This window comes from Actinokineospora auranticolor, from assembly GCF_002934265.1.
Classification (GTDB): domain Bacteria; phylum Actinomycetota; class Actinomycetes; order Mycobacteriales; family Pseudonocardiaceae; genus Actinokineospora; species Actinokineospora auranticolor.
Genome location: NZ_PTIX01000001.1, coordinates 211,962 through 238,326 on the forward strand (window position 1 = coordinate 211,962; position 26,365 = coordinate 238,326).

Annotated in this window: 23 protein-coding genes; 11 read left to right on the plus strand and 12 right to left on the minus strand. The window is 72.1% G+C overall.

The features are described 5' to 3' along the window. Positions 1 to 59 precede the first annotated feature (59 nt). Both hrpA and CLV40_RS00950 read left to right on the plus strand, forming a co-directional pair. The gene (gene hrpA, locus CLV40_RS00945; protein WP_104475951.1) at positions 60 to 3,968 is read left to right on the plus strand and encodes an ATP-dependent RNA helicase HrpA; all 3,909 of its coding nucleotides are present in this window, start codon (positions 60 to 62) and stop codon (positions 3,966 to 3,968) included. Positions 3,969 to 4,245: 277 nt separating this feature from the next. Beyond that, positions 4,246 to 4,878: a transposase gene (locus CLV40_RS00950; RefSeq protein ID WP_245930918.1), complete on the plus strand. Its 633-nt coding sequence runs from the start codon at positions 4,246 to 4,248 to the stop codon at positions 4,876 to 4,878. 628 nt (positions 4,879 to 5,506) lie between these two features. Here the strand turns inward: CLV40_RS00950 and CLV40_RS00955 are convergent. Continuing rightward, the gene (locus CLV40_RS00955; RefSeq protein WP_104475953.1) at positions 5,507 to 6,421 is read right to left on the minus strand and encodes a sensor histidine kinase; all 915 of its coding nucleotides are present in this window, start codon (positions 6,419 to 6,421) and stop codon (positions 5,507 to 5,509) included. Positions 6,422 to 6,640: 219 nt separating this feature from the next. Then, positions 6,641 to 7,273 (minus strand): DUF427 domain-containing protein, encoded by a 633-nt coding sequence (locus CLV40_RS00960; RefSeq protein ID WP_104475955.1) that lies wholly within the window; start codon positions 7,271 to 7,273, stop codon positions 6,641 to 6,643. A gap of 60 nt (positions 7,274 to 7,333) precedes the next feature. Between CLV40_RS00960 and CLV40_RS00965 the strand changes: the two genes are divergently transcribed. Then, positions 7,334 to 8,122, plus strand: a complete 789-nt coding sequence (locus CLV40_RS00965) for an ion transporter (protein WP_104475957.1) — start codon at positions 7,334 to 7,336, stop codon at positions 8,120 to 8,122. A gap of 84 nt (positions 8,123 to 8,206) precedes the next feature. Continuing rightward, positions 8,207 to 9,349, plus strand: coding sequence for an aminotransferase class V-fold PLP-dependent enzyme (locus CLV40_RS00970; protein ID WP_104475959.1), 1,143 nt, complete (start codon positions 8,207 to 8,209; stop codon positions 9,347 to 9,349). A 533-nt stretch (positions 9,350 to 9,882) separates the two neighbouring features. On the opposite strand, the gene CLV40_RS00975 is transcribed toward CLV40_RS00970, so the two are convergent. Continuing rightward, positions 9,883 to 10,122, minus strand: a complete 240-nt coding sequence (locus tag CLV40_RS00975; protein ID WP_104475961.1) for a hypothetical protein — start codon at positions 10,120 to 10,122, stop codon at positions 9,883 to 9,885. Continuing rightward, complete coding sequence (locus tag CLV40_RS00980) at positions 10,119 to 11,327, minus strand: S8 family serine peptidase (RefSeq protein ID WP_104475963.1); 1,209 nt, start codon at positions 11,325 to 11,327, stop codon at positions 10,119 to 10,121. The genes CLV40_RS00975 and CLV40_RS00980 overlap by 4 nt, the downstream gene beginning before the upstream one ends. Before the next feature lie 183 nt (positions 11,328 to 11,510). Here CLV40_RS00980 and mshC point away from each other — a divergent pair, with 183 nt between their 5' ends. Next, positions 11,511 to 12,749 carry a cysteine--1-D-myo-inosityl 2-amino-2-deoxy-alpha-D-glucopyranoside ligase gene (gene mshC, locus CLV40_RS00985; RefSeq protein ID WP_104475964.1) on the plus strand — a complete coding sequence of 413 codons (1,239 nt, stop codon included), beginning with the start codon at positions 11,511 to 11,513 and terminating at the stop codon, positions 12,747 to 12,749. A 320-nt stretch (positions 12,750 to 13,069) separates the two neighbouring features. Here the strand turns inward: mshC and CLV40_RS00990 are convergent, their stop codons facing one another. Both CLV40_RS00990 and CLV40_RS00995 read right to left on the minus strand, forming a co-directional pair. Continuing rightward, positions 13,070 to 14,218 (minus strand): MFS transporter, encoded by a 1,149-nt coding sequence (locus CLV40_RS00990; protein WP_104475966.1) that lies wholly within the window; start codon positions 14,216 to 14,218, stop codon positions 13,070 to 13,072. Further along, entirely contained in the window at positions 14,215 to 15,132 is a 918-nt protein-coding gene (locus tag CLV40_RS00995) for a PAC2 family protein (protein ID WP_374066150.1), read from the minus strand. Before CLV40_RS00995 ends, CLV40_RS00990 begins: the two co-directional genes overlap by 4 nt. Before the next feature lie 122 nt (positions 15,133 to 15,254). Between CLV40_RS00995 and CLV40_RS01000 the strand changes: the two genes are divergently transcribed. Next, a complete protein-coding gene (locus CLV40_RS01000) occupies positions 15,255 to 15,992 on the plus strand; it encodes an HAD family hydrolase (protein WP_342752235.1) in 738 nt (245 codons plus the stop codon). Next, positions 15,976 to 16,239: a phosphoribosyl-ATP diphosphatase gene (locus CLV40_RS01005; protein WP_104476726.1), complete on the plus strand. Its 264-nt coding sequence runs from the start codon at positions 15,976 to 15,978 to the stop codon at positions 16,237 to 16,239. The genes CLV40_RS01000 and CLV40_RS01005 overlap by 17 nt, the downstream gene beginning before the upstream one ends. Here the strand turns inward: CLV40_RS01005 and CLV40_RS01010 are convergent, their stop codons facing one another. Together CLV40_RS01010 and CLV40_RS01015 are read right to left on the minus strand one after the other, a co-directional pair. Then, the gene (locus tag CLV40_RS01010; protein ID WP_104475968.1) at positions 16,240 to 17,028 is read right to left on the minus strand and encodes a thioesterase family protein; all 789 of its coding nucleotides are present in this window, start codon (positions 17,026 to 17,028) and stop codon (positions 16,240 to 16,242) included. 90 nt (positions 17,029 to 17,118) lie between these two features. Continuing rightward, on the minus strand, positions 17,119 to 18,072 hold the full coding sequence (locus CLV40_RS01015) for a RecB family exonuclease (RefSeq protein WP_104476728.1): 954 nt from the start codon (positions 18,070 to 18,072) through the stop codon (positions 17,119 to 17,121). Positions 18,073 to 18,210: 138 nt separating this feature from the next. On the opposite strand from CLV40_RS01015, the gene CLV40_RS01020 reads away from it, so the two are divergent. Together CLV40_RS01020 and CLV40_RS01025 are read left to right on the plus strand one after the other, a co-directional pair. Continuing rightward, on the plus strand, positions 18,211 to 19,338 hold the full coding sequence (locus CLV40_RS01020) for a site-2 protease family protein (protein WP_181043253.1): 1,128 nt from the start codon (positions 18,211 to 18,213) through the stop codon (positions 19,336 to 19,338). A 77-nt stretch (positions 19,339 to 19,415) separates the two neighbouring features. Next, positions 19,416 to 20,249 carry a tRNA (adenine-N1)-methyltransferase gene (locus CLV40_RS01025; protein WP_104476732.1) on the plus strand — a complete coding sequence of 278 codons (834 nt, stop codon included), beginning with the start codon at positions 19,416 to 19,418 and terminating at the stop codon, positions 20,247 to 20,249. A 70-nt stretch (positions 20,250 to 20,319) separates the two neighbouring features. Here CLV40_RS01025 and CLV40_RS01030 read toward each other — a convergent pair whose 3' ends face one another. From CLV40_RS01030 to CLV40_RS38725, 3 genes are all read right to left on the minus strand, one after another. Next, on the minus strand, positions 20,320 to 21,114 hold the full coding sequence (locus CLV40_RS01030) for a hypothetical protein (RefSeq protein WP_104475970.1): 795 nt from the start codon (positions 21,112 to 21,114) through the stop codon (positions 20,320 to 20,322). 190 nt (positions 21,115 to 21,304) lie between these two features. Next, positions 21,305 to 21,817, minus strand: a complete 513-nt coding sequence (locus CLV40_RS01035; protein ID WP_104475972.1) for a nuclear transport factor 2 family protein — start codon at positions 21,815 to 21,817, stop codon at positions 21,305 to 21,307. A 146-nt stretch (positions 21,818 to 21,963) separates the two neighbouring features. Next, positions 21,964 to 22,758: an Rv0361 family membrane protein gene (locus tag CLV40_RS38725; protein WP_219823908.1), complete on the minus strand. Its 795-nt coding sequence runs from the start codon at positions 22,756 to 22,758 to the stop codon at positions 21,964 to 21,966. A 242-nt stretch (positions 22,759 to 23,000) separates the two neighbouring features. On the opposite strand from CLV40_RS38725, the gene arc reads away from it, so the two are divergent. Then, the gene (gene arc / locus CLV40_RS01045) at positions 23,001 to 24,821 is read left to right on the plus strand and encodes a proteasome ATPase (protein WP_104475974.1); all 1,821 of its coding nucleotides are present in this window, start codon (positions 23,001 to 23,003) and stop codon (positions 24,819 to 24,821) included. A gap of 280 nt (positions 24,822 to 25,101) precedes the next feature. Continuing rightward, positions 25,102 to 25,821, plus strand: a complete 720-nt coding sequence (locus tag CLV40_RS37665; protein WP_181043254.1) for a hypothetical protein — start codon at positions 25,102 to 25,104, stop codon at positions 25,819 to 25,821. Here CLV40_RS37665 and CLV40_RS01060 read toward each other — a convergent pair. After that, a complete protein-coding gene (locus tag CLV40_RS01060) occupies positions 25,805 to 26,248 on the minus strand; it encodes an NUDIX domain-containing protein (RefSeq protein ID WP_104476733.1) in 444 nt (147 codons plus the stop codon). The two genes, CLV40_RS37665 and CLV40_RS01060, sit on opposite strands and share 17 nt — an antisense overlap. Positions 26,249 to 26,365: the final 117 nt, after the last annotated feature.

A 26,365-nucleotide genomic window follows, 5' to 3' on the forward strand; every position in this document is an offset into this window, starting at 1 on the left:
CCGGGCACGGGGAAACCGGGATGAAGCGCACCGGGGGCATTGCCTACGCTGGTAGGGAGATGAGCAGCACAGACACCAGCGCGGGCCCGGCCGACCTGCGCGCCGCCCTGCCCGACTTGACGCTGCGCGACGAGCAGCGGCTCGGCCGCAGGCTCGAGGGCCTGCGCAAGACCCGCGACCCCAAGCGCAGGCAGGCGGCCCGGGAGAAGATCGCCGAGGAGATCGAGGCCGCCAAGCGGCGCGTCGACGCGCGGCGGGCTTCCGTGCCCGAGCTCAAGTACCCGGAGGAGCTGCCGGTCAGCCAGCGCCGGGAGGACATCCTCGCGGCGATCCGCGACCACCAGGTCGTCATCGTGGCCGGTGAGACCGGCTCCGGGAAGACGACCCAGCTGCCCAAGATCTGCCTGGAGCTCGGCCGGGGGATCCGCGGCTTCATCGGGCACACCCAGCCGCGCCGGATCGCCGCGCGCACGGTGGCCGAGCGGGTCGCCGAGGAGGTCGGCACGCCGCTGGGGGAGACCGTCGGCTGGAAGGTCCGGTTCACCGACCAGGTCGGCGACCGCACCCTGGTCAAGCTGATGACCGACGGCATCCTGCTCGCCGAGATCCAGAACGACCGGCTGCTGTCGGCCTACGACACGATCATCATCGACGAGGCGCACGAGCGCAGCCTCAACATCGACTTCCTGCTCGGCTACCTGGCCCGGCTGCTGCCCCGGCGCCCGGACCTCAAGGTCGTCATCACGTCGGCGACCATCGACCCCGAGCGGTTCTCCCGGCACTTCGGCGACGCGCCGATCGTCGAGGTCTCCGGCCGCACGTACCCGGTGGAGGTGCGCTACCGGCCGCTGGTCGACCCGGAGGACCCCGACGCCGACCCGGACCGCGACCAGACCCAGGGCATCCTCGACGCGGTCGACGAATTGTGCGCCGAGGGGCCGGGCGACGTCCTGGTGTTCCTCTCCGGCGAGCGCGAGATCCGCGACACCGCGGAGGCGTTGTCCGCGCGGAACCTGCGCGGCACCGAGATCCTGCCGCTGTACGCGCGGCTCTCCAGCGCCGAGCAGCACCGGGTCTTCCAGGCGCACAGCGGTAGACGGGTCGTGCTGGCCACCAACGTCGCCGAGACGTCGCTGACGGTGCCGGGCATCAAGTACGTCGTCGACCCCGGTACCGCGCGGATCTCCCGGTACAGCAACCGGCTCAAGGTCCAGCGGCTGCCGATCGAACCCGTCTCGCAGGCCTCGGCCAACCAGCGCAAGGGCCGCTGCGGCCGCACCTCCGACGGTATCTGCGTCCGGCTCTACAGCGAAGCGGATTTCGAGTCCCGGCCCGAGTTCACCGACCCCGAGATCCTGCGCACGAACCTGGCGTCGGTCATCCTGCAGATGAGCGCGGCCGACCTCGGCGAGATGGCGGACTTCCCGTTCATCGACCCGCCGGACCGCCGCCACATCGCCGACGGCGTGCAGCTGCTGCAGGAACTGGGCGCGCTCGACCCGGCCGAGAAGGACCCGGCCAAGCGGCTGACACCGTTGGGGCGCAAGCTGGCCCAGCTGCCGGTGGACCCCCGGCTGGCGCGCATGGTCATCGAGGCGGACCGCAACGGCTGCGTCACCGAGGTCATGGTGATCGCGGCCGCACTGTCCATCCAGGACCCGCGCGAGCGGCCGCAGGAGAAGCAGCAGGCGGCGGCGGAGAAGCACGCCCGGTTCGCCGACCCGGACTCGGACTTCCTCAGCTTCCTGAACCTGTGGGAGTACGTGCGGGAGCAGCAGAAGGAGCTGTCCGGCAACCGGTTCCGCCGCCAGTGCAAGGCGGAGTTCCTGAACTACCTGCGGATCCGCGAGTGGCAGGACATCCACTCGCAGCTGCGTCAGATCGCCAAGCAGCTCGGGATCACGCCGAACGACGTGCGGCCCGACCCGCGCAACATCCACATCGCGCTGCTGTCGGGTCTGCTGTCGCACATCGGTTTCCGCGACCCGGCGGGCAAGGACTACTTCGGCGCGCGCAACGCCAAGTTCGCGGTGTTCCCCGGCTCGGCGCTGTTCAAGAAGCCGCCGCGCTGGGTGATGGCGGCGGAGCTGGTGGAGACCACCCGGCTGTGGGCGCGGATCGCGGCCCGGATCGAGCCGGAGTGGGTGGAGCCGCTGGCCGAGCACCTGGTGAAGCGGATCCACAGCGAGCCGCACTGGGAGGCGCGGCAGGGGTCCGTGGTGGCGACCGAGCGGGTCACGCTCTACGGGCTGCCGATCGTCGTGGACCGCAAAGTCCACTACGGACGGATCGACCCGGAGATGTCGCGGGACCTGTTCATCCGGCACGCCCTGGTCGAGGGCGACTGGCAGACCCGGCACCACTTCTTCCGCGACAACCGAGCCCTGCTGCGCGAGGTGGAGGAGCTGGAGCACCGCGCCCGGCGGCGCGACATCATGGTCGACGACGAGACGCTGTTCCGCTTCTACGACGAGCGGATCCCGGCGGAGGTCGTGTCGGGGCGGCACTTCGACACGTGGTGGAAGAAGACCCGGCACGAGCAGCCGGAGCTGCTGAACTTCTCCAAGTCCATGCTGGTCAACGACACCGCGCGGGACATCAGCGAACAGGACTTCCCGGACACGTTGCGGCAGCAGGGGTTGTCGCTGCCGCTGAGCTACCGGTTCGAACCGGGCCGCGCCGACGACGGCGTGACGGCGCGGGTGCCGATCGCGGTGCTCAACCAGCTGTCGGGGGACGGGTTCTCGGTGCAGGTGCCGGGGCAGCGGGAGGAAGTGGTGACCGCGCTGATCCGGTCGCTGCCGAAGCCGCTGCGCCGCAACTTCGTGCCCGTACCGGACTTCGCCAAAGCCGTTGTGGCGCGGTTGAAGGAGGCCGAGGAGTCGCTGCCGGACGCGGTCGGGCGCGAGCTGCGGGCGCTGACCGGTGTGGTGATCCCGCGGGACGCCTGGCAGCTGGAGTCCGTGCCGGACCACCTGAAGACCACGTTCCAGATCGTCGACGGCGACCGCACCCTGGCACAGGGCAAGGACCTGGGCGCGTTGAAGGAGCAGCTGAAGTCGCAGCTGCGGGCCTCGCTCGCCGAGGCGACGGTGGACCTGGAGCGGCGCGGCCTGACGTCGTGGACGATCGGGACGCTGCCGAAGGTCGCCCGGACGGAGCAGAACGGGTTGGTCGTCACGGCCTACCCGGCACTGGTCGACGAGGGCCAGTCGGTGGCCGTCCGGATGCTCGACACCGAACCGGACCAGCGCGCCGCGATGTGGACGGGAACCCGGCGGCTGGTGCTGCTGATGGTCCCGTCGCCGGTGAAGCACGTGGTGCGGAGCCTGTCGAACCAGGCCAAACTCGCGTTGTCGCACAACCCGCACGGCGGAGTCCCGGCCCTACTGGCCGATTGCGTCGAGGCGGCGGCGGATTTCCTGATCACGCGGGCGGGCGGGCCCGCGTGGACCGAGGCGGACTTCGACCGGCTCAAGGAAGCGGTGCGAACCCGGCTGAACGAGACGACCGTCGAGGTGCTCGACCGGGTCCGCAAGGTCGTGATCGCGTGGAACGACGTGCAGAACCGGCTTTCCCGGACGAAGGGCCCCATCTTCGTGGAGCCCTTGGCGGACATCCGCGAGCAACTGGCTGGGTTGATCTTCCCGGGATTCGTGGCGGCGACCGGTGTGCGGCGGCTGGGCGACGTGGAACGGTACCTGCGCGGTATCGAGCGGCGGTTGGACAAGTTGCCGGAGCGGCCGGATCGGGACCGGACTTGGATGCACGTGGTGCAGGACCTGGAGGACTCGTACCACGAGGCGGTGGAGCAGTTGCGGCCCAGCGCGCGGGATGCGGAGGTCACCAGGTCGGTGCGGTGGATGATCGAGGAACTGCGGATCAGCTACTTCGCGCAGACGTTGGGGACTCCGGGATCGATTTCCGACAAGCGGATCGTGAAGGCTATCCAGCAGTTGAATCCCTGAGGTGTGCTGGTCCTTGCCGCCTGGGAGGATTCTGTTGGTGCGGAGTTGTCCACAGAGGCTTATTCACGCCCCGGGATGATCACCCCGATGTAAGAGGCGGCGGCCCGTTTGAGAGAATTCAGTTACCACACATTATTCTCGAAAACGGACCGCCTCCATGTATCATGCCGCCGGCCTCACTCGGGACCGTGTCGAGGAATTATGTGCCCTGATCGGCGAAGCGACCGGGGAGTCGGTTCGCCGGTGGCCGCCGGTTCTGGGTTTGTACCGCTCCGTGGTGGTCACGTTGGCGTACTTGCGGCGGAATCGGGTTCAAGCGGAGTTGGCGGAAGCGTTCGAGGTGTCACAGCCGACGCTCGGTCGGGCGATCGCGGCGGTGACACCATTGTTGGCCGGCGTGCTCGAACAGTGCGTTCCCGCGGCCGACGATCTCGACGACCGCAACTCCCCCATAGTGGACGGGACACCGCTGCCGTGCCGGTCATGGGCTTCCCGCCCGGAGTTGTCCTCCGGGAAACACCGCACGACCGGGCTCACCGTCCAGGTCGCGTACACGCCGGACGGACGTCCGAGATGGGTGTCGGATCCTAGGCCGGGATCCCGTAACGACATCGTCGGCCTGAACGCCTCGCGGGTTCTCGACGGACGAGAGCCCAGCACCTGGCTCGGCGACAAGGGCTACATCGGTAGCGGTATCCTGACCCCGATCAGAAAACCCAGAAACCGAGAACAACCCGACTGGGAAGTGGAGTTCAACCGACACCACAACTCCATCCGTGTCGTGGTCGAACGCGCCATCGCCCAACTCAAAAGACGGCGTGTTCTCCACACCGACTACCGGCGTCCCATCGACACTTTCACCGACACCATATCGGCCGTTATCGCCCTCTACTTCTACGCCGCTGAATAAGCCTCACAGGCTTGATCGTCTTCGCGCGGTTCTGTCGGTGCTCGCCGGTAGAGTGAATATCGGGGCCGGAGGCGTGCGTTGATCATCTTGTGGTCTGCGCGGTGCCGGTTGGGATCGTGGCTGGGTTGATCGGTCCGGCTGTTCGCGGAAAAAATGTGGGGCCTCGATTGAGTGAACTTGCTTTACGCGGGGCCCCTACGAGCCTGCGGTGGGGAAGAGCGGTGGGATGGGCAAGCCCACCCCACCCGCGGTAGAGCTTGGCAGGCTCGTCCCCCCACGCAAAGCAAGTCCACCCAATCAAGGCGTATAGCGGGGGCGCGTTGCGTTCGGTGGGGGAGGGGATCCTGCGGCGGTTTCGGGGTGGTTCGGAAGGAAACGAAACGGCCTGAGATGTGGTGGGGACCGTTGCGTGGGGCGGGGTTGGGTTTCTGTGGTGGTTTCGGGGTGGTTGAGGAGAAGCCGAAATGGCCGGAGGGGTAGGGGCGCGTTGCGTTCGGTTGGGGCTGGGCTCAAGCGGCGGTTTCCGGGGATGGCTTGTGAGGGCGGGACAGGTGGTCTGCCTGCTGCCGTGAGGGGGATGAACTCGTCGCCCGAGTGGAGATCGTGTTGTGCGGGCGGGGAAATCAGCTTATCGGCGGACGTGCAGGCGGACCATCGTCCCCGTGGCCGGGGTGGAGCGGATGCGCACCAGGTCGCACAGCTGGTTGGCCAGCCACACGCCCCGACCGCCCTGGACCGAGGGGAGGGGGGCGACGCGGCCGACCATGGGGTCGGTGATGTGGCCGCTGTCGGTGATCTCGCAGACCAGGGACTCGCCCTCGGTCCACAGGCGCAGGGTGCCGCGTTCGCCGCCGTGGCAGATGCTGTTGGTGACCATCTCGTTGGTGGCCAGCGTCAGGTCCAGCGCCCGGCCGCGCGGGAGGCCGAACTGCCTTGCCCGCACCGCCACCAGGTCCCGCAGTTCGGGCAGGTCGTCGAGGCAGAAGTGGACCATGTCGCTCACCTCGCCCGGGTCGGGCAGCGGGGTGGTGAACAGGTCCAGCGCGTACTCGGGGTCGTACGCGCCGGGGACGTGCGCGCCGCCGAGCAGGCACGGGTGGGTGCGGCGCGCGGTCGCCATGACCGACGGGGGCACGTCCGCGTCGAAGGCGCAGCGCAGCGTCAGGTTCGCGGCGTCGGCGAAGGCCAGGTTGATCAGGGCCTCGTGCAGCGCGACCTCCGCGAACTCGTCGGCGGTGCGGCCCAGCCAGGCCGATTCGCCGATGCCGCGCACCCCGCGCCCGTCCGCCTCGGCCAGTTGCGCGCGGACCGCCGGGATGAGCCGGGCCGGGTTGCGACCGATCTCCACCACGTCGAGGAAGTGGACCTCCTCGGCCCGCGCGCCCAGCGCCTCGCGCAGCAGCTTGGCGGGGTGCGGTGGCAGCACGGCGAAAACGGACTCACCCGCCAGCAGGCCGTCGCGCACGAAAACCGCCGCGCCGTCGACGAAGGAGGACGGGTCGCGGTAGACCAGTGCCTCGTGGGCGAACCCCGGTGCGCTCATGCGGTCACGTCCTCGAACCTGGAATGGGGGCGGTGTCCTCGCTCTCCAGGACGCGGAGGGCCCGAGCCAGTTCCGACCGCCCGCCGATGAGGCCAGTCACATACCGGGCCGAATCCTACCCTCGCGCCACGCGCGCGGCGACCGCTCCGCCGCCACTGCCGCGTGGTGAACACCAACGGCCCAAGGGGGTTGTCGGTTAACCGGGAACCATACTCCGTCCTATGTGGACTGATCGATCCCGTCCACCACCAGTCGTGCGCGGTCGGGGTAGAAGCAGAGCAGTCCCGCGATCTTCTGGCTCTCCGCGAACGGGGCCGGGTAGCACCACACGAGATCGCGGTGCGTGACGCCGTTTACCACCGCGTCCAGGTACGTCGCCGTCCCCTTGTACGGGCACATCGTCGTGGTGGCCGACGGGCGCAGCAGGTCCAGCCGCGCGTCCCGCGCGGGCAGGTAGAAGCGCGGCGGCAGGCCGGTCTCGAACAGGACCCTCGGCTGCCCGCTCTCCGCCAGCCGCACCCCGTCCAACTCGACCACGACGTGCCGCGACGAGGCCAGCACGTCGACCCGGGTGCACGGGTCGCGCGCGTGGACGTACACCGGTTCGTCCTCCTCGTACCACTGGTCCACCGCGCCCCAGTCGACCCCGACGAGCCCCGGCAACCCGGGCGAGGTCCGCACCGCCCCCGCGGGCAGCAGGTCCGCGCGGACGTCGGCGTCGGGGAACCAGTACGCCGGGTACGGGCGGTCCACCCACACCAGCCGCACCTCGGCGGAGTCGACGACGTACGCGCCGCCGAGGGTGGCGCGCACGTGCTTGGGGGAGCGCTCCACGCGCCGCGGCTGGTCCACGCCCCGACGCTACCGGCCCGGCGAGTGGCCTCCGCCCCGGTGCCGTGAAAGGTTCTGCCCATGGTCATCTCCCTTGCCCCGCGGCCGCGGCACCGGGTGAGCCTGGACGACTGGCTGATGCTGGCGCTCGCGGTCGTGGCGGTCGGCCTGCTGGCCTACCGGGTGTTCTGGCACCCGCCCGCGGACACCGCCCGGCTGGTCGTCTGGCTCGACCGCGGCCTGTGCGCGGTGTTCGCCGTCGAGTTCGCCTGGCGGTGGGCGCGAACGGGGTTCAGCCGTCGCTTCCTGTGGGTGAACTGGTACGACCTCGTCGGCCTGATCCCCCTGACCCACCTGTGGCTGCGCGCGTTCCGCCTGCTGCGGGTGGTGCGGATCGGCGTGCAGCTCGCCCGCGTCCACCGGCCCGTGGACCGGTCGGTGGGGGAGGAGTTGGCGCACCGGGCGATGGCGCGCTTCGGCGGCGTGCTGATCGACGTGATCAAGAAACCGCTGACCGTGGCCGTGCTCGAAGAGGTCGTGTCGGTGCTGCGCACCGGCCATTACGCGCGGAACATGGCCAGCGCGCTGGAGGAGAACCGGGCCGAGATCCGCGCCATGGTCCTGGAGAAGATCCGCGACGACCCCCAGGCGGGCAGGCTCCGCAGGCTGCCCTTCCACGACGAGATCGTCGGCGCCGTCACCGACACCACGCTGCGGGTGGTGCTGGAGATGCTGGCGGACCCGCGCACCGACGAGCTGATCTCGGACCTGCTGCGGGAGAACATCGACCAGATCCGGGAGGCCGTGCGCACCGACGCGCACAAGAACCTGCCCGACCCGTCGCCGCCGGACCGACCGGCGCCCGCGTGAGCGTTCGGGCAGGTGGATCTGCCCGAACGAGCTCCACCGGATCGCGGGCCGGGTGCGTGAAATCCTGACAGAATCCCTCCGGTGATGATCTCCGACTTAAGCGCGGACCCCGCCTTCGACCTGGACCCCGGGGTCGTCCACCTCAACCCCGGCGCGTTCGGCGTGGTCCCGCGCGCGGTGCTCCGGGCGCGGAACGGCTACCAGCGCAGACTCGAGGCCAACCCGACGCGCTTCCACCGGGTGGAGCTGTTCGACCTGGTCAACCGGGCCCGCGCGGCCGCCGCGGGGTTCCTCGGCACCGACGGCGTGGCACTGGTGCGCAGCGCGTCGGAGGCGATCGCCACGGTGCTGGCGGCCATCCCGTTCGCCGAGGGCGACGAGATCCTCACCTCCGAGCACGCCTACCAGACCGTGCTGTTCGCCTGCCGCGAGCGCGCCCACGTGCGGGCCGCGCCGTTCCCGCTCGACGCCGGGCCGGACGAGGTCGCCGCCGCGTTCGTCGCCGGGCTGCGGCCGACGACCCGGCTCGTGGTCGTCGACGCGATCACCTCCGCGACGGCGCTGGTGCTGCCGGTGGCGAAGGTGGCGCGCGTGTGCCGCGAGCGCGGGGTGCCGGTGTTCGTCGACGCCGCGCACGTGCCCGGCCACATCGACCAGCGGCCCGCCGACCTCGGGGTGGACTTCTGGGTCGGCAGCTTCCACAAGTGGGCCTACGCCCCGCGCGCGGTGGCGGGGCTGTACCTGGCGCCGCGGTGGCGGGAGCAGGTCAAGCCGCTGGTGCCGTCGTGGCTGCACCCGAGCGCCTTCCCCCGCTGGTTCGACCACGCGGGCGGCGACGACTACTCCGCCTGGCTCGCCCTGCCCGAGGCCATCGACTTCTGGCACGACGCGGGCGGCTGGGACGCGGTCACCCGCAGCGCCCTCCTCCTCGACCGCGGCGTCCGGCTGGTCGCCGACGCCATCGGCGTGCCCGGCCCCGTCACCCCGCGCCACGCCCCCCTGATGCGGCTGCTGCCGCTGCCCCGCCACTGGGCCCCGGACGTCGCGGGGGCCCGCGCGCTGTACGAGGAACTGAGCACCCGCCACCGCATCGAGGTCCCGGTGGTCCGCTGGCGGGACGACCCGTACCTGCGCATCGGCGCCACCATCGTCAACCGACCGGCCGACTACCAGGCCCTCGCCTCGGCGCTGTCCCAACACCGCTCGCACCTCAGCCGAACCAGCTGACGCGGCCATCTCGCGACTCGGCTGCCCCGCCACCCGCCCCGGGGCGCTGCTGCCGCGAACGCGATTTCGCATGACGCCCGCCCAGCCGGTGGCCGCGAGGCCCTCCCGACCGGAATGCCACGGCCGGCGCCGAGGAACCGAGCAGAACGCGGACCTGAGGCCCGCGCGGCTGTCGTGTCCGCGCGGCAGGTGGCCACCGCGGCGTGCTTGAGGTCGAGCTCGCCCGTCGCGGTCGAGGAGCTCGGACCCTTGGTGAACCGGCGCCCGGGCCGCCCAGCCGCGGCGGCGTCGGCTCAACGCCGCCGCGAAACTCGACGGATCCAACCGGCCGCCGCCTCGTCACCCGGCCGCCGTGAACCCGTCGTCGCACGACCCGCACCCGCCCAATGCCCGGCGAGAGGTCCCCGGGACCGGAGAACCCCCTGGTCTCAATTCTCTCGCGGCGCGGCCGGTGATCGGCGGTCCTCCGGCGGGCCTGTGGACAACTTCCGGAGATGTGGACAGCGGTGTCGGAAAGCGCGTCGAAGGGCGGACTACTGGACCTCGCTGTCCGGTGGTGGGATGCCGAAGTCGCCGCAGGCGGGCTCGACTTTGTCCACTCCGGACACCGCGCGCAGGGTTCGGATGGCGCCGGTGGGGGCCGAGCCGGTGATGGTGCCGATCTCCGCGAGCACGTGCTCCACCCGCAGGCCCGCCGCGGTCAGGTCCGCGACGACCTCCGGCAGGCGGGACGCGGCGTCGGCCGACACCACCACCAGGACCGGTTCGCTCACGGGGATTGGACCAGGCCCGCGCCGACGTCCGTGCTCGGCAGGGGCAGCCTGCGGGCGGACTGGGACAGGCGGGCCCACAGCTCCCACCCGCGCGCGCCGGTCGCCTGGGCGATCAGCGCCGCGACGCCCGCGACGTGCGGGGTGGCCATGCTGGTGCCGCTGATCCGGTTGTAGTTCTTCGGCCGCGGCCACGACGAGTACACGTCCAGGCCGGGGGCCACCACGTCCACCGCGCCGATCTCGTCGACGGTGCCGCAGGAGAACCACGCCAGCGCGGACGCCACGTCGATGGCGCCGACGGCCAGGACCGACGGGCAGTTCGCCGGGTGCCCGACCGGCCAGATGACGCCGTTCTGCCGCTTCGAGTCGTTGCCCGCCGCGGCCACGATCAGCGTGCCCTGCGCCAGCGCGCGGTTGGCGACGGTCTCCCAGGTCTGCGAGTACGGCGTGCCCGGCCGCACCGTGGCGCCCAGCGACATCGACACGATCTGGCAGTTGTTCGACACCGCCCACGCGATGCCCGCCAGGATGCCGCCGTCGGTGCCGGAGCCCTGGTTGCTGAGCACCTTGCCCGTGAAGATCTCCGCCTTGTACGCCACGCCGTACCCCGGGCCCGTGCCCGGCTCGCGCGGACCGGCGGCGCTGCCCACGCAGTGCGTGCCGTGCCCGTGGCCGTCGTCGGGGGACTCGCCGGGGACGAACGAGATCCGGGTGACCGCGCGGCCCGCGAAGTCCGGGTGCTCGACGTCGAAGCCGGTGTCGAGCACCGCGATCCGGATGCCCTCGCCGGTCGCCGCGCTCAACTGGGCGCGCACGGCCTGCAGGCCCCAGGTGAACCGCGACTCGTCGGCGCCCGCGGGGGCGGCCACCTCGGCGTCCGGGGCCTCGGTGCTGATCGCGTACACCCGGCGTTCGGCCTCCAGCGCCACGATCGGGCCGGGTTCGTCGACCGCGCGGGCCAGCGCCGCGGCCTGCTCGGTGTCGGCGTCCACCACCGCGACGCCGAGCCGGTCGTAGACCAGGTTCTCGGCACCGGCGAAGTCGACCCCCGCGGCCTCGGCGGTGCTCGCGGTGCTGATGCCCGCGACCCGGCGCAGCTCGTGGGTACCGGCGGCCACCGCGTCGTCGGCCAGCAGCACCAGGTACCGGCCGGTCGTCTCGGTCTCCGCCGGGGAGTCGTCTGGGGTCGTTCCTGGCTCGGACATCGCATCCGCCCTTCGTCGCGGCTAGCCCACCTGAAAGTGTGATCGCAACCCACGCTTGGGTGTAACGCTCATCACACTTTTGCCGTAACTGCGACCATCGGGTGACAGGGGCCGGATCTGTTCCCGGCGGTCCACCCCGTGGCACACCCCGAAGTGGTCGGCCCGTGCGTTTACTGTCGGAGCATGCAGACCTGGCAATCCCACCCGGTGCCGCGGGTGGAGGGCACACCGCGCCCGCTGCGGTTGTTCGACACCGCCGCGGGCGAGGTCCGGCCTACGGCCCCCGGACCGACCGCCACGATGTACGTCTGCGGGATCACCCCGTACGACGCCACCCACCTCGGGCACGCGGCCACCTACCTGGCCTTCGACCTGGTGCACCGGCAGTGGTTGGACAACGGCCACGAGGTCCACTACGTGCAGAACGTGACCGACATCGACGACCCGCTGCTGGAGCGGGCCGCGCGCGACCGGGACGACTGGGTGGTCCTGGGCATGCGCGAGACCGCGCTGTTCCGCGAGGACATGACCGCCCTGCGCGTGCTGCCGCCCCGGGAGTACGTCGGCGCGGTCGAGTCCATCCCGGAGATCGTCGAGGCGGTGGCGAAGCTGCTGGCGGACGGCGCCGCGTACCGCGTGGACGACCCGGAGTACCCGGACGTCTACTTCGACCACAACGCCACCGGCCGCTTCGGCGGCGAGTCCAACTACGACGAGTCCACGATGAACCGGTTCTTCGCCGAGCGCGGCGGCGACCCGGACCGCCGGGGCAAGCGCCACCCGCTCGACGCGCTGCTGTGGCGCTCGGCCCGGCCGGGCGAGCCCAGCTGGGACAGCGAACTCGGCGCGGGCCGCCCCGGCTGGCACGTCGAGTGCAGCGTCATCGCGCTCAACCGGCTCGGCATGACCTTCGACCTGCAGGGCGGCGGGTCGGACCTGATCTTCCCGCACCACGAGTACAGCGCGGCCCACGCCGAGGCGCTGACCGGCCAGCACCCGTTCGCGCGGCACTACACGCACGCGGCGATGATCGCCCTCGACGGCGAGAAGATGTCGAAGTCGCGCGGCAACCTGGTGTTCGTGTCGCGGCTGCGGGCCGACAAGGTCGACCCGATGGCGGTCCGGCTGGGCCTGTTCGCGGGTCACTACCGCACCGACCGGGCGTGGACCGACCAGGTCCTGGCGGACGCCCAGACCCGACTGGCCACGTGGCGGGCGGCCGTGGTTGCACCGGCGGCGGCCGACGCCCGACCGCTGGTCGCGGCCCTGCGCGACCACCTCGCGAACGACTTGGACACCCCGAAGGCGCTGGCCACGGTCGACGCCTGGGCCGCCCGCACCCTCGCGGGCGGCGAATCGGACGCGGAGGCCCCGGCCTTGGCCCGCGACGCGATCGACGCCCTGCTCGGCATCGCGCTCTGACGCGGGCGGTGGTGGCGGTGCCTCGGGCGGAGGTGCCGCCACCACCGACGAAGTGGCGATGCCTGCCGAGCGGGCGCTGTGGATCGACGCTGTCGCGTGGACGGTCGTTGGCTCGTGGCCATCACGCGGGTGGGCGGGGCATCGGCCTTGGCATTCCCCCGACCGGCGCGACCCGATGGCGCGGCGCGCGTGCCTCCGGCCCCCGATATCCATGCTACCGGCCGGGGCCGACAGTGCTCGGCGGAGATGATCATGCCTGTGGACAACCGCCGGGGGTGTCCACAGGGGAGTGGTCCGGGGGAGTGGTCCGGAGGGGAGGGCTACGGCCCTTCGGGGGCCGGATCCGGTTTGCGGGGGCGGTGCAGGGCGAGGGTCAGCGGGGCGTTGACCGCGACCAGGGCCGCCGGGATCAAGAAACCCAGGGCCGGTTCCGCTTGGTACAGCGGCGTGAAGGCCAGCGGGGACACCGCCGCGCCGGTGAAGCGGAGGGATTGCACCACCGATACCGCGCCCGCGCGGTTCGGGCCCTCCCCGCCGAGCACCAAAGCGTTGACGCCCACCAGGACCAGTTGGGCGGTGATGCCCGTCAGTGCCCAGAGGACGGTCACCGCCGGCAGCCACGGCAGGGTGCCCACCAGCGCGATCGGCACGGCGCCGACCACCGAGCCGATGAGGACCGCCCGGCGCGCGCCGATGCGGTCGATGGACCTGCCCACGTACCTCGCGCTCAGCAACCCCACCACGCCGAAACCGGTCAGCACCAGGCCCCTGGACGCCGCGCTCAGGTTGAAGACCTCTTCGGCGCGCAAGGCCAGCAGGACCGACATGCCGCCCAGGCACGCCCAGCCGACCAGGGCCAGCCAGCCCGCGCGCAGGACCGAGGGGCGCCAGGCCGAGCGCAGGGTGGCGGTGGTGCGCTGCCGTTCGCGCATCTGCTCCGGCAGGCCCGCCATGGCCAGCGCCAGGGACACGACCGCGACGCCGACGAAGGCGACGCGCCAGTTCACCTCCGCCGCCACGCCGCCCAGCAGTGGGGCGCTGGTCTGGCCCGCCGCCTGCAGCGAGGCGAACAGGCCGAGGGTGCGGCCCAGGCGCTCCGGCGGCGTGATGGTGGCTATCGCGGCCAGCAGCAGGGGCGTGGTGAACGCGTTCGCCCCGCCCTGGACGGCGCGGGCCGCGAGGAACAGCGGGTAGTCACCCGCCACGGCGCACAGCAGCGACGCCGCGACGTACACCAGGTACGCGACGCGCACGCTGCGGGACGCGCCCCAGCGCGCGCCCAGGGTGCCCGAGAACAGCATGAGGGCCGCGAACGGCACCAGGTACGCCGTCAGCGAGTACGACGCCACCTGCGGTGACACGTCGAAGTCCCGGCCGAGCTCGGGCAGCATGGCGGTGGTGATCCCGCCCGCGAACGGACCGAGGAAACCACCCGCGTAGAGCGCGGCCAGGGTGAGGCGGGGGTTCACACCCCGGTCGGGCCGGGACCCGGGCCACCGCGGCCCGGGCGGCGCCTGCGCAGGTAGCGCTCGAACTCCGCGGCGATGGCGTCACCGCTGGTCTCGTTGAGGGTGTTCTCCGCGTCGCCGCGCTCCTCCAAGGCGCGCACGTAGTTGCGCACGTCCTCGTCCTCCTCGGCCATCTCGCTGACCGTCTGCTGCCACTCGTCGGCCTGGTCGGGCAGCGTGCCCAGCGGCACCTCCACGTCCAGCACCTCCTCCACCCGGTGCAGCAGCGCCAGCGTGGCCTTCGGCGACGGCGGCTGCGACACGTAGTGCGGCACCGCGGCCCAGATCGAGATCGCGGGCACGCCCGCGCGCACGCACGCGTCCTGCAGCACCCCGACGATGCCCGTCGGCCCCTCGTACCGGGAGCGCTCCAGGCCGAAGCGGGCCGCGGAGGTGGCGTCGTAGGCCGTGCCGGTCACCGGGACCGGGCGGGTGTGCGGGGTGTCGGCCAGCAGCGCGCCCAGGGTGACCACCGTGGTGATGTTCAGGTCCTCGATGTGGCCCAGCAGATCGGCGCAGAACCGGCGCCAGCGCATGTTCGGCTCGATGCCGTGCACCAGCACGACGTCCCGGTTGGACCCCGGCGGCCTGCACAGGTAGAGCCGCGTGGTCGGCCACTCGACCCTCCGGCTGACACCGTCCACCATGCGCACCGTCGGGCGGGTGACCTGGAAGTCGTAGTAGTCGTCCGGGTCGATCTCCAGCAGCGGGCTGGCGTCCCAGGTGAGTTGCAGGTGCTCGATCGCGGTGCTGGCCGCGTCCCCGGCGTCGTTCCATCCCTCGAACGCGGCCACCATGACGGGGTCGACGAGGTGTCTGGGCTCCGGAGCGGGCTCGTCCAGAGGTGTCGGCTCGGGGGTGGGCAGGTCGGTCACCGGGTTAGCCTACGGCCCGGCTCGGACAGGCGGAGATCGTAGGCTGGGGACAGGCCGGTGCGGCCCGCTACGCCGATGGCGAACCGGGCAAATCGGGTGAACGCGAAACCTGGGGGAACACCTTGACCGGACCGTCCACTGCGGATGGCCTGCCCGCCGCCGTGCTCTGGGACATGGATGGCACGCTGACCGACTCCGAGAAGCTGTGGGACATCCCGCTCTCGGAGTACTCGCTCAAGCTGGGCACACCGCTGGGTGACGACACCCGCACCGCGATGATCGGCTCCAACATCCCCACCAGCATGGCGCTGCTGTTCGGCCAGGTCGGCCGGGTGCCGACCCCGGACGACATCGACGAGGCCATGGGCTGGATCAACGAGCGCATGGTCGAGCTGTTCCGCACCCGCCTCGTCATGCGGCCCGGCGCCCGGGAGGCGCTGCGGCTGGTCCGCGACACCGGCGTGCCCACGGCCCTGGTCACCTCCACCGAACGGCACCTGACCGAGGTGGCGCTGGACACCATCGGCCGCGAGTTCTTCGACGTCACGGTCTGCGGCGACGAGGTCGACGGCCGCAACAAGCCCCTGCCCGAGCCCTACCTCAAGGCCGCCCGCCTGCTCGGCGTCGAGCCGACCCGCTGCCTGGCCATCGAGGACTCGCCCACCGGCACCGCCGCCGCCGAGGCCGCGGGCTGCGCCGTGCTGGTGGTGCCCTGCGAGGTCGCGGTGCCGGAGGGTCCGGCCCGGGTGCTGCGGTCCTCGCTGGTCGGCTTGGACGAGGCCCTGCTGCGCGAACTGGTGGCGGTGTCGGCGAGCGCGGGCGCGGGTGGGAGGATCGGTGCTCGTGAAGACCTTCGATGAGCTGTTCGCCGAGCTCACTGACCGCGCCAAGAACCGGCCCGAGGGGTCGGGCACCGTCGCCGCCCTGGACGCGGGGGTGCACGCGCAGGGCAAGAAGGTCCTGGAGGAGGCGGGCGAGGTGTGGATCGCCGCCGAGTACCAGAGCGACGCCGAGCTGTCCGAGGAGATCTCCCAGCTGCTGTACCGGGTGCAGGTCCTGATGCTCGGCCGCGGCCTCACCCTCGACGACGTCTACAAGTATCTGTGACTAGCCCTTCTCGGGCTCCCGCTTCCGGACCATGAGTGCTTGGGCGCCGCGCGCCGCGGCGCCCTGTTCGTCGTGCAGGGTGGATAGCGCGAGACCGGTCCCGGAGGGGCCGAGGATCGAGTGCGCGTCCAGGCCGATCCATTCGCCGACCGGGTGCCGGGTGAGGTGGACCGTCAATTCCGTGTTGATGAACCACCATTCCCGGGGGTCCAGCGAACCCGACGCGCCGCTGCCCGAATCGGCGACCGTGAGCAGCCGCTGGAGACCGGTCGGCGTTTCCCCGGGCACGAGCGGCACCAGTTGCCGCGCCCATATGGTGGCCGGGCCGGGCTCGCCGAGCGAGCCCTTGAGCGAACGCCATTCCAGCGCGTCCAGGTAACCGGGTCCCCACCCCTCCGGCCGCGAAATCGGCGTCCCGGATTCCGGCGGGGCCAGCGGCGGGACGTCGTCCCCGGTGGCGACCGCCGAGGTGTCCGCCGTCGCGACCCGCCAAGCCGCCGCGCGGGCGGCCACCCGGTCGTTCGCCCGCAGTTCGGCGCGCAGCAACTCCACCGACCGCCCCGGCCGCTCGATGGCGGCCGTGACCTCCACGTCGGCGACCGGCACCGGACCCAGGATCTCCACCGTGACCCGGGTGATCAGCGTCGGCACCGCTGACGGCAGCGCCTCCAGCGCCCGGGCCAGCAGCGCCGACGGCGGCCCCAGGTGCTGGCTGCGCGCCGTCCACGGACCCGCCGTGTGGGTCGTGGACCAGTACCGGTCGCCCCCAAGGGGCTCGTAGAACGACACTGCGACATCTCCTCCCACCACCCACCCCCGCTTCCCCGCCCGGCTCGGCAGGTCCGGGGCGCCCACGCCGGTGGGCGACTCGGTCAACGGTCAGTCGGCCCGGTCCAGTGCGCTCTCCTCGCCGGGGTCCGGTTCCGGCCAGCCCGGGTACTCCGGGGGCGTGCCGCCGAACTCCGGACAGTGTTGCTGGTACGAGCACCAGTCGCAGAGCCTGCCGCGGTTCGGGCGGAAGTCGCCGGTGCGGCCCGCGCGCAGGATGGCCTCCCAGATGGCCTCCAAGGTGCGCTCGAACCGGGCCAGCTCGGCCTCGTCCGGGGTGTAGGCCAGCGACTGCCGGTCCGCCAGGTACATCAGCCGCAGCTGCCGGGGCACCTCGCCGCGCAGCCGCCACACGGCCAGCGCGTAGAACTTCATCTGGAACAGCGCCTTGGCCTCGCCGATCTCGCGCGGCGCGGCGCCGGTCTTGTAGTCCACGACCCGGATCTCGCCGGTCGGGGCGACGTCGAGGCGGTCGATGTAGCCGCGCAGCAGCACCCCCGACGGCAGCTCCGTCTCCACCAGCAGCTCGCAGGCCTGCGGCTGCAGCCGCCGCGGGTCCTCCAGCTCGAAGTAGCCGTCGATCAGCTTCGACGCCGACGCCAGCCACTCGCCGGGGTCCTCGCCCTCGGCGAAGATCTGCCCGAACTCCGGCCGCTCGGCCAGCAGCGCGTCCCAGGTGGGGGACAGCAGGTCGTGCGCGACCGCGGGCACCCGCTCGCCCGCGGGCAGGCCGAACAGCCGCTCCAGCACCGCGTGCACGACCGTGCCCCGCACCTGCGCCTTCGTCGGAGTCTCGGGCAGCCGGTCGACGGCGCGCAGCCGGTACAGCAGCGGGCACTGCTTGAAGTCCCCGGCCCGCGACGGCGACAGCGCGGGCCGCCGCCGCGCCTGCCTGGGGGCGGTGGCCTGGTCGGTGCCTGCCTGGTCGGTGCCTGCCGGATCGGTGCCGGACTCGGCCGTGGTGGTGTCGGTGCTGGTCGGGGCGGTACCGGGAACGGGGACCATGGTCAGCACAGTAGTGACCACCACCGACACTCCCGCCCGGGACACGGTCACGCCCCGTGCCGGACCCGTGCTACCACCCGACCGGCCTGCCAGGCAGGATCACCCGAACCCCACAGCGACACCGTTACGCTGTGCGAGGTGTCGACCGACCCGCCCACCGCGCACGGCGGCGGCCTGCTGCTGTTCCGCTACAGCGGCGTGCCGGTCGTGCTCGCCCACTCCTGGTGGCTGGGCGCGCTGGCCGTGGTCGTCTTCTACGCGCCGCTGGTCGGGTCGCTGCTGCCCGGCGCGGACACCACCACCTCGATCCTGCTCGCCGCCGCGTTCGCCGTGCTGCTCGGCGTCTCCGTGCTGGCCCACGAACTCGGGCACTGCGTGGTCGCGCTGCGGCTGGGGCTGCCGGTGCGCAGGCTGCGGCTGTTCCTGCTCGGCGGCCTCGCCGAGATCTCCCGCACCCCGCGCCGACCTGGCCACGAGGGCGTGGTCGCGGCGGCCGGTCCGGCGGTGTCGATCGCGCTGGCCGGGGCCTGCGGGTTGGGGCTGCTGGTGATGCCGTCCGAGGGCCCGGTGTGGCTGCTGGTCCTCGAGTGCGCCTTCGCCAACTCCGCCGTCGCCGTGTTCAACCTGCTGCCCGGCCTGCCGCTGGACGGCGGCCGGATGCTGCGCGCGGGCGTCTGGGCGTGGACCGGCAGGCGCGGCGCGGGGACCAAGGCAGCGGTGGTCGGCGGCTGGGCGGTCGCCGGGCTGCTGGTGCTGTGGGCGCTGTGGGGCCTGGCCGAGGCCAGCCCGGACCGCTGGCTGCGGCTGGGCGTGTGCCTGCTGACCGCGTGGTTCGTCGTCGCGGGCGCCTCCGGTGAGCTGGCCGCCGAGCAGCGCCGCTCCTGGCCCGCGGGCCTGACCCTGGCCGACGTGGTGCGGCCGGTGCTGCAACTGCCCGCCGAGAGCCCGGTCGCCGACGCGCTCGCCGCCGCGGCCGGGCGCGGGGTGGTGCTGGTGCGCGCCGACGGCGTGGCCGCCGGGCTGCTCGACGAGGTCGCCGCCCGGGCGCTGGCCGCGCGTTCCCCGTTCTCCCCGGCCGAGCAGGCCGCCGAGCCGATCCGGCCCGAGTCGGTGCTGCTGTCGTCGGAATCCGGCGAGGACATCGCCGAGCGCGTGCACGAGACCCCGGCCTGGCAGTTCGTCGTCGTCGACGACGAGGGCCGCCCCTCCGGCGTGCTGCACCGCGAGGACCTGAAGGCCGCCCTGCGGGCCCGCGGCGCGGGCTGACCCGGGTGCGGTGCCGGGCACCGGCCTCTGCGACGATTCCCCGTCGGTTGACGGAGCAGGTGGAAGGCGAGGCGCGGGTGTCGGCACGCAAGGTCAGCGGTCCCTTCGAGGCGGGGGACCGGGTGCAGCTCACCGACCCCAAGGGCAGGCACTACACGCTGGTGCTGACCGCGGGGGAGAAGTACCACACGCACCGCGGCGCGCTGGCCCACGACGACATCATCGGGCAGCCCGAGGGCTCCATCGTCAGCTCGGTGGCGGGCACCGCCTACCTGGCGCTGCGCCCGCTGCTGTCGGACTACGTGCTCTCCATGCCCCGCGGCGCCCAGGTCATCTACCCCAAGGACGCCGCCCAGATCGTCATGCAGGGCGACATCTTCCCCGGCGCGCGGGTGCTGGAGGCGGGCGCCGGGTCCGGCGCGCTGACCTGCTCCCTGCTGCGCGCGGTCGGCCCCACCGGCACCGTGACCTCGTACGAGATCCGCGACGACCACGCCGAGCACGCCGAGCGCAACGTCCGCGAGTTCTACGGCGAGCACCCCGAGAACTGGACCCTGGTCGTCGACGACCTGGCCAACCACACCGGCGAGGTCGACCGGGTCATCCTCGACATGCTCGCCCCCTGGGACGTGCTGCCGATGGTTTCCACCAACCTCATCTCCGGCGGCGTCCTGGTCGTCTACGTCGCCACCACGACGCAGCTGTCCCGGGTCACCGAGGCGCTGCGCGAGCAGACCTGCTGGACCGAACCGCACGCCTGGGAGACCCTGATCCGCCCCTGGCACTCCGTCGGCCTCGCCGTCCGCCCCGAACACCGGATGATCGCCCACACGGCGTTCCTCATCACCGCCCGCCGCCTCGCCGACGGCGTCGTCACCCCGCGCCCCCAACGCCGCCCCAGCAAGGGCTAGACGCACGGCGCCCGGGTGACCACACGGGTCACCCGGGCGCCGGGCACGTCAGGTCAGCGGGAACACCAGGTCAGAGGGTGACGCACCAGCCCTTGGACCCCTTCTGGAACACCACCGGGAAGCTGATCGGGTCGGTCCCGCCGAAGGTCACGTTCAGCGGCACCTGCCCGGTCGCGTTGTCGGCGTAGACCGTCGGCTCACCGGCCACGGTCACCTCGCCGCCGTTGGGCGCCACGCTCGTGTAGAGGATGCCGGGGTCGGTGCCGTCGCAGGTCAGGCCCTTGGCCGCGGCCTCGTCCTTGGCGTTGACCGCGTCCGCGTACGCCTTGCCCGCCGCCTTCAGGTCGGCGCCGCCGCCACCCGAGCCGCTCGAACTGCTCGGCTCCTCGGAGGGCTCCTCCGACGGCTCCGACTTCTTCGTCGTCCGCGTCGACTTCTTCGTGGTGGTGGTCGGTTCCTCGCTGCTGCTCTCGCCGCCGCCCGCACCGCCGCCGGGGTTCGCCGAGGTGGAGCCGCTGTCGCGGGTCATGAAGTAGATGCCGACGCTGGCGCCGCCCAGGACCAGCACGACGATGGCCACGATCGCCACGATCTTGCCGACGTTGCGCTGCGGCGGCTCGCCGCCGGGGCCGCCGAACCCGCCCTGGTAGTAGGGCTGCGGCTGGCCGTAGGGGTCCTGGCCGTAGGGCTGCTGGGGCTGCTGCCCGTAGCCCTGGTACGGCTGCTGCTGCTGCTGGCCGTACGGGTCGGGCTGCTGCTGGTAGGGGTCAGGCTGCTGGTACGGCTGCTGCTGGCCGTAGGGGTTGGGCTGCTGACCGTACGGGTCCTGCCCGTAGGGCCCCGGCTGGTTCGGTGGTTGGGTCATTGCTCCCAGGCTCCCCTGACTCCTCAACGTGTCCCCGGTCGGTTTCCCACCCGGGACTCCTGTACCCGACGGGCCGCCCCGACGCGGTGACCCGGTCAGGCCGACGCGGCGTGGACATCCGGGGAGGATACGCGGCCCCCACCGGCCCCTTTGGGGGTGTGACCCGCGGACCGCCCGCGCGCGGGGCCGCTCAGCGCGGCTGCTCCCCGCAGAACCGCCAGCGGCCGTCCTCCTTGACCATCTTGATCTCGATGTGCGCGTTCTTGGTGCGACCGCCCTGGTCCAGCACGAGCGCGATGCGCGCGGTGGCCTTCTCGCCGTCCACCTTGGGCTCGCCGTCCGCGCGGGCCGTGACGTCGTAATCGGCCAAGCCGCGCTCGAGCTCCTCGGCGGTGGTGCCGAACCTGGTGCGGTACGCCTCGCACGCCTCGGCCAGCACGTCGTCGAAGTGCTTGGCCTCGTAGGCACCCATGTACATGTCCCGGACGGTCTCCGGGCCGCTCGCGCGCTCCGGCTCGGGTGGGGCGCCCCGGTCGCGGCTGAGGTAGTAGACGCCCACCCCCGCGCCGACCACGAGCACCAGCGCGACGGCCGCGATCAGCAGGACCCGGAGAGCGCTCCGGCGGCGCGGTGGGGGTGTGGCACCCGGGTACCGCGGGTCGCCATCGATCGGCGGGGTGGGGGGCTGCGGGGGGTGCGTCATGTGGCCTCGGCTCCCTCGCTCGGGTCGTCCGGCGGGCCGCCCGCCGCCGCACTGTTCTGGCGCCCGCCCATCCTATTGGCCCAGGTACCCGCCGCCGCGTCCGACCACGGGTCCGGTGGCGGGCACCGCCACCGGACCCGACCGGCTCAGATCCCGATCCGCTCCACGCACCAGGTGTCGCCGGACTTCTTCAGCCGGGCCCGGGCGGTCTGCTCCTTGTCCTCGACCGTGATCTTGATCTCCGCGATCGCGCTGTCGCCGTTCTCGGTGACCTTGTCCACGTGCACGTTGGTGAACTTGGGGGTCTTCTCGGAGTCCACCTGCTGCTGCGTGACCTGGTCTTCCTTGTCGCACAGCAGCTTGTTGTAGGCGTCCGCGTCCTTGTCGCCCAGCGCCGAGGCCACCAGCTCCGCCGTGCCCTGGGCCGAACTCGTGCTCCCGCCGCCGGTCAGCACCAGGATCAGCGTCACCACCACGGCGATGACCACCAGGCCGCCGCCCGCGAGCAGCAGCGGCTTGCGGTTGGTGCGCGGCGGCTGCGGGTAGGGCTGGCCGTAGGGGCCGTAGCCCGGCCCCGGGGGCTGGCCCTGGCCGTACTGGCCGGGCTGCTGGGGGTAACCCGGTTGGCCGTAGGGCTGCTGCCCGTACGGCTGGCCGCCCTGCGGGGGCTGCTGGCCGAACTGTCCGGATGGTGGGAACTGGTCGGCCGGGGGGACCTGGCCCGCGGCGGGGTCCGGCGCGCCCGGCTGGGGCTGGGGCGGCAGCTGCGGGTACGGCGCGAACTGCGTCGGGTCCTGGCTGCCACCGGGCTGCGGCTGCCCGAACGGCCCCGTGCCGGGTGCCTGCCCCGGCTGCGCGGGGTATCCGCCCTGGTCGGGGTGGGGGCCGGGCTGCCCGGGCTGCTGCCCGTACGGGTCCGGTTGCTGCGGTGGCTGGGTCATCGTCCCCCGGCTTTCTGGCTGCGGTGGGTGGCTTGAGGGGTACTGCTGGGCGCGCGCGGTCGGCCTAGTACACGGACGCACCGTAATGGCCGGCCGGTTCCCGCCGGCACCGGGATGGCCCATTCGGTGCCGCCGTTCCGGTGTTGCACTTCGGTGACACGCGGGTTCCTGGCCGTTCATGCTCTGTCCTTGTCGGTGATCGCCGGTACCGTAGGGGTACGAGTTCGGGAGGAGGTGCCGACGTGCAGCACGATCGTCCCGGCAGTCGGCCGGAAAACGCCGACGGTGAGCACGGAGGCTCGGCGGACCAGGGGCGCGAGCGCCCGGATCGGTCCGATGCCGCGCAGATCCGTTTCCTCGAAGAGGAAGTCGCTCTGCTTCGCCGGAAACTGACGGAATCACCACGGCATTCGCGACTGCTGGAGCAGCGGCTGGCGGAGGCGTCCGAGCGGGTGAGCCAACTCACCGAGCGGAACGCCAAGCTGGTCGACACGCTCCGGGAGGCGCGGGGCCAGCTCCTCGCCCTGCGCGAGGAGGTCGACCGCCTCGCCCAGCCGCCCAGCGGCTACGGCGTGTTCCTCGAAGGACACGAGGACGGCACGGTCGACGTGTTCACCGCGGGACGCCGCATGCGGGTCTCGGTGTCGCCCGCGGTGGAGGGCGAGAGCCTGCGCCGCGGCCAGTCGGTGCGCCTCAACGAAGCCCTGACGGTGGTCGAGGGCGGCGGCTTCGAGCGCACGGGTGAAGTGTCCACACTGCGCGAGCTGCTGGTCGGTGAAGGCGAGGAGGTGGCGAGCCGGGCGCTGGTCGTCGGGCACGCCGACGAGGAGCGCGTGGTCTGGCTGGCCGACCCGCTGACCGCCGCGCCGCTCAAGCCCGGCGACTCGCTGCTGGTCGACGCCAAGTCCGGCTACGCCTACGAGCGGGTGCCCAAGGCCGAGGTCGAGGACCTGGTGCTGGAGGAGGTGCCCGACGTCGACTACGCCGACATCGGCGGCCTGTTCCGGCAGATCGAGCAGATCCGCGACGCCGTGGAGCTGCCGTTCCTGCACAAGGACCTGTTCGCCGAGTACGAGCTGCGCCCGCCCAAGGGCGTGCTGCTCTACGGCCCTCCCGGCTGCGGCAAGACGCTCATCGCCAAGGCGGTGGCCAACTCGCTGGCGAAGAAGGTGGCGGCGGCGCGCGGCGACCAGGCCCCGAAGGACGCCAAGTCCTACTTCCTCAACATCAAGGGCCCCGAGCTGCTCAACAAGTTCGTCGGCGAGACCGAGCGGCACATCCGGCTCATCTTCCAGCGGGCCAGGGAGAAGGCCTCCGAGGGCACCCCGGTGATCGTGTTCTTCGACGAGATGGACTCGATCTTCCGCACCCGCGGCAGCGGCGTCTCCTCCGATGTGGAGACCACCATCGTCCCGCAGCTGCTGAGCGAGATCGACGGTGTCGAGGGCCTCGAGAACGTCATCGTCATCGGCGCGTCCAACCGCGAGGACATGATCGACCCGGCGATCCTGCGGCCGGGCAGGCTCGACGTGAAGATCAAGATCGAGCGGCCGGACGCGGAGGCGGCGCGGGACATCTTCTCCAAGTACCTCACCCGCAACCTGCCGATCCACGCGGACGACCTCGCCGAGTTCGGCGGCGACAAGTCCACCTGCATCGACGCGATGATCCAGCACACGGTCGAGCGCATGTACGAGGAGACCGAGGAGAACCGGTTCCTCGAGGTCACCTACGCCAACGGGGACAAGGAGGTCCTGTACTTCCGGGACTTCAACTCCGGCGCGATGATCCAGAACATCGTGGACCGGGCCAAGAAGGCGGCCATCAAGTCCGTGCTGGAGACCCAGCAGCCCGGTCTGCGCGTGCAGCACCTGCTGGACGCGATCGTCGACGAGTTCGCCGAGAACGAGGACCTGCCCAACACCACCAACCCGGACGACTGGGCGCGGATCTCGGGCAAGAAGGGCGAGCGGATCGTCTACATCCGGACACTGGTCACGGGCAAGAACCAGGAGTCCGGCCGGGCGATCGATACGGCCACCAACACCGGCCAATACCTCTGAGTGCCCCACCCCGTCCCGCGCGGACGGGCGGAATGGACAGTGCACAGTGGCCCCCGACCGACCGGTCGGGGGCCACTGGCCGTTCGGTCGGTTCTTTTCCCCCGCTTCCCCTTCGCACATTTCTTTCGGGCGGGGAAATGACGGAGTGCGCGGGAAATCGGTCGGCGGAACCGGTTTCGGAGAGTGACCGCGGCTGGGCGAGCCCCCGGAGCGGGGAGGGGCGCGGTCACCGGTACGGTCCGAGTCGATCACCCGGAAGAGTCGAGACGAAGGACGACCGTTGCGACGCGTCCACGCCGCCGCCATAGCCGCCATTCTCCCCGCCACCCTGGTCGCGGCCTGCTCCAACCGCCCCAACGACCTCTACACCTACTACGACGACCCCACCGCCACGACGACCACCGCGGACGCGCCCCAGCCCGCCGCCATCGCCTCCACCCCGGCCGCGGCCCCGACCTCGACCGCGTCGAGCTCGGAGGGCCTGGTCGCCGCCGCCGCGCTGACCCCGGCGGACCTGGCGGAGGAAGAGGTCACCGCCGCGCCGGACCAGCCGGTGGAGTCGTGGGAGCTGCCGTGCGCGGTCACCGTCGGCGCGGGCCGCGACGCGGGGACCGCGACGGCGTGGCGGTACGCCAGCGGCGCGGAACTCGTCCAGTACGTCGCGCACACCCGCGAGGCCGTCTCGGCGACGGCGGCCATCAAGGTGGACAAGGCGCGGTGCGAGCGGCGGCCGTCGACCTCCTCGGCACCGACCTCGACCCCGGCTGCCCCGTCCGGCTACCGCCTCGACCAGCCCGCCGCGCTGCCCGAGTTCCCCGGCGTGGACGCCAAGGCGACCTGGTGCGCGGGCACGGCGAACCGGGCCACCTGCGCCGTTGTGCTGGCCAGTGGCGAGGTCGTCTCGGCCGTCGCCGTGACCGCGTCCAGCGCGAGCCGCGCCCGCACCGCGCTGACCCGCGTGTCGGCGAAGGCGTACGCGGCGCTCACCCGCGACGCCTGAACCACTCCTCGACCGCCAGCCGCCCGTCCGGCACGAAACCCCACGACGGGTCCGCCAGCCGGGCCCGCAGCTCGGTGAGCGTCAGCCACCAGCCGTCGGCGACCTCGGACTCCTGGTGGGTGATCGGGCCGTCCCAGCGGGCCTCGTAGGCCCACAGGTGCTCCCGCACGGGCGGGTCGGCCAGTTCCATCGGAAGGGTGAACAACGGCGTCAGCGGCACGCCCGAGATCCCCAGTTCCTCGGCCAGTTCCCGCTGCGCGCACACCTCGACCGGCTCGTCGGCGGCCACCACGCCACCGGCCCAGCAGTCGTGCAGGCCGGGGTAGACGTCCTTGCTCTCGGTGCGCCGGTGCACGTAAACCCGCTGGCCGTCGCCGGAGAGCACGAGCACCGACGCGCACGCGTGCCACAGGCCCTCCGCCCGCATCCGGTCCCGGGGCACCGCGCCGATCCGCGCGCCCGCCGCGTCGTAGAGCGCCACTTGTTCCACGCCCGCCACGTTAGCCCCCGGTGAGCGGTACGTGTCCCGGCGAACCGGACGGTT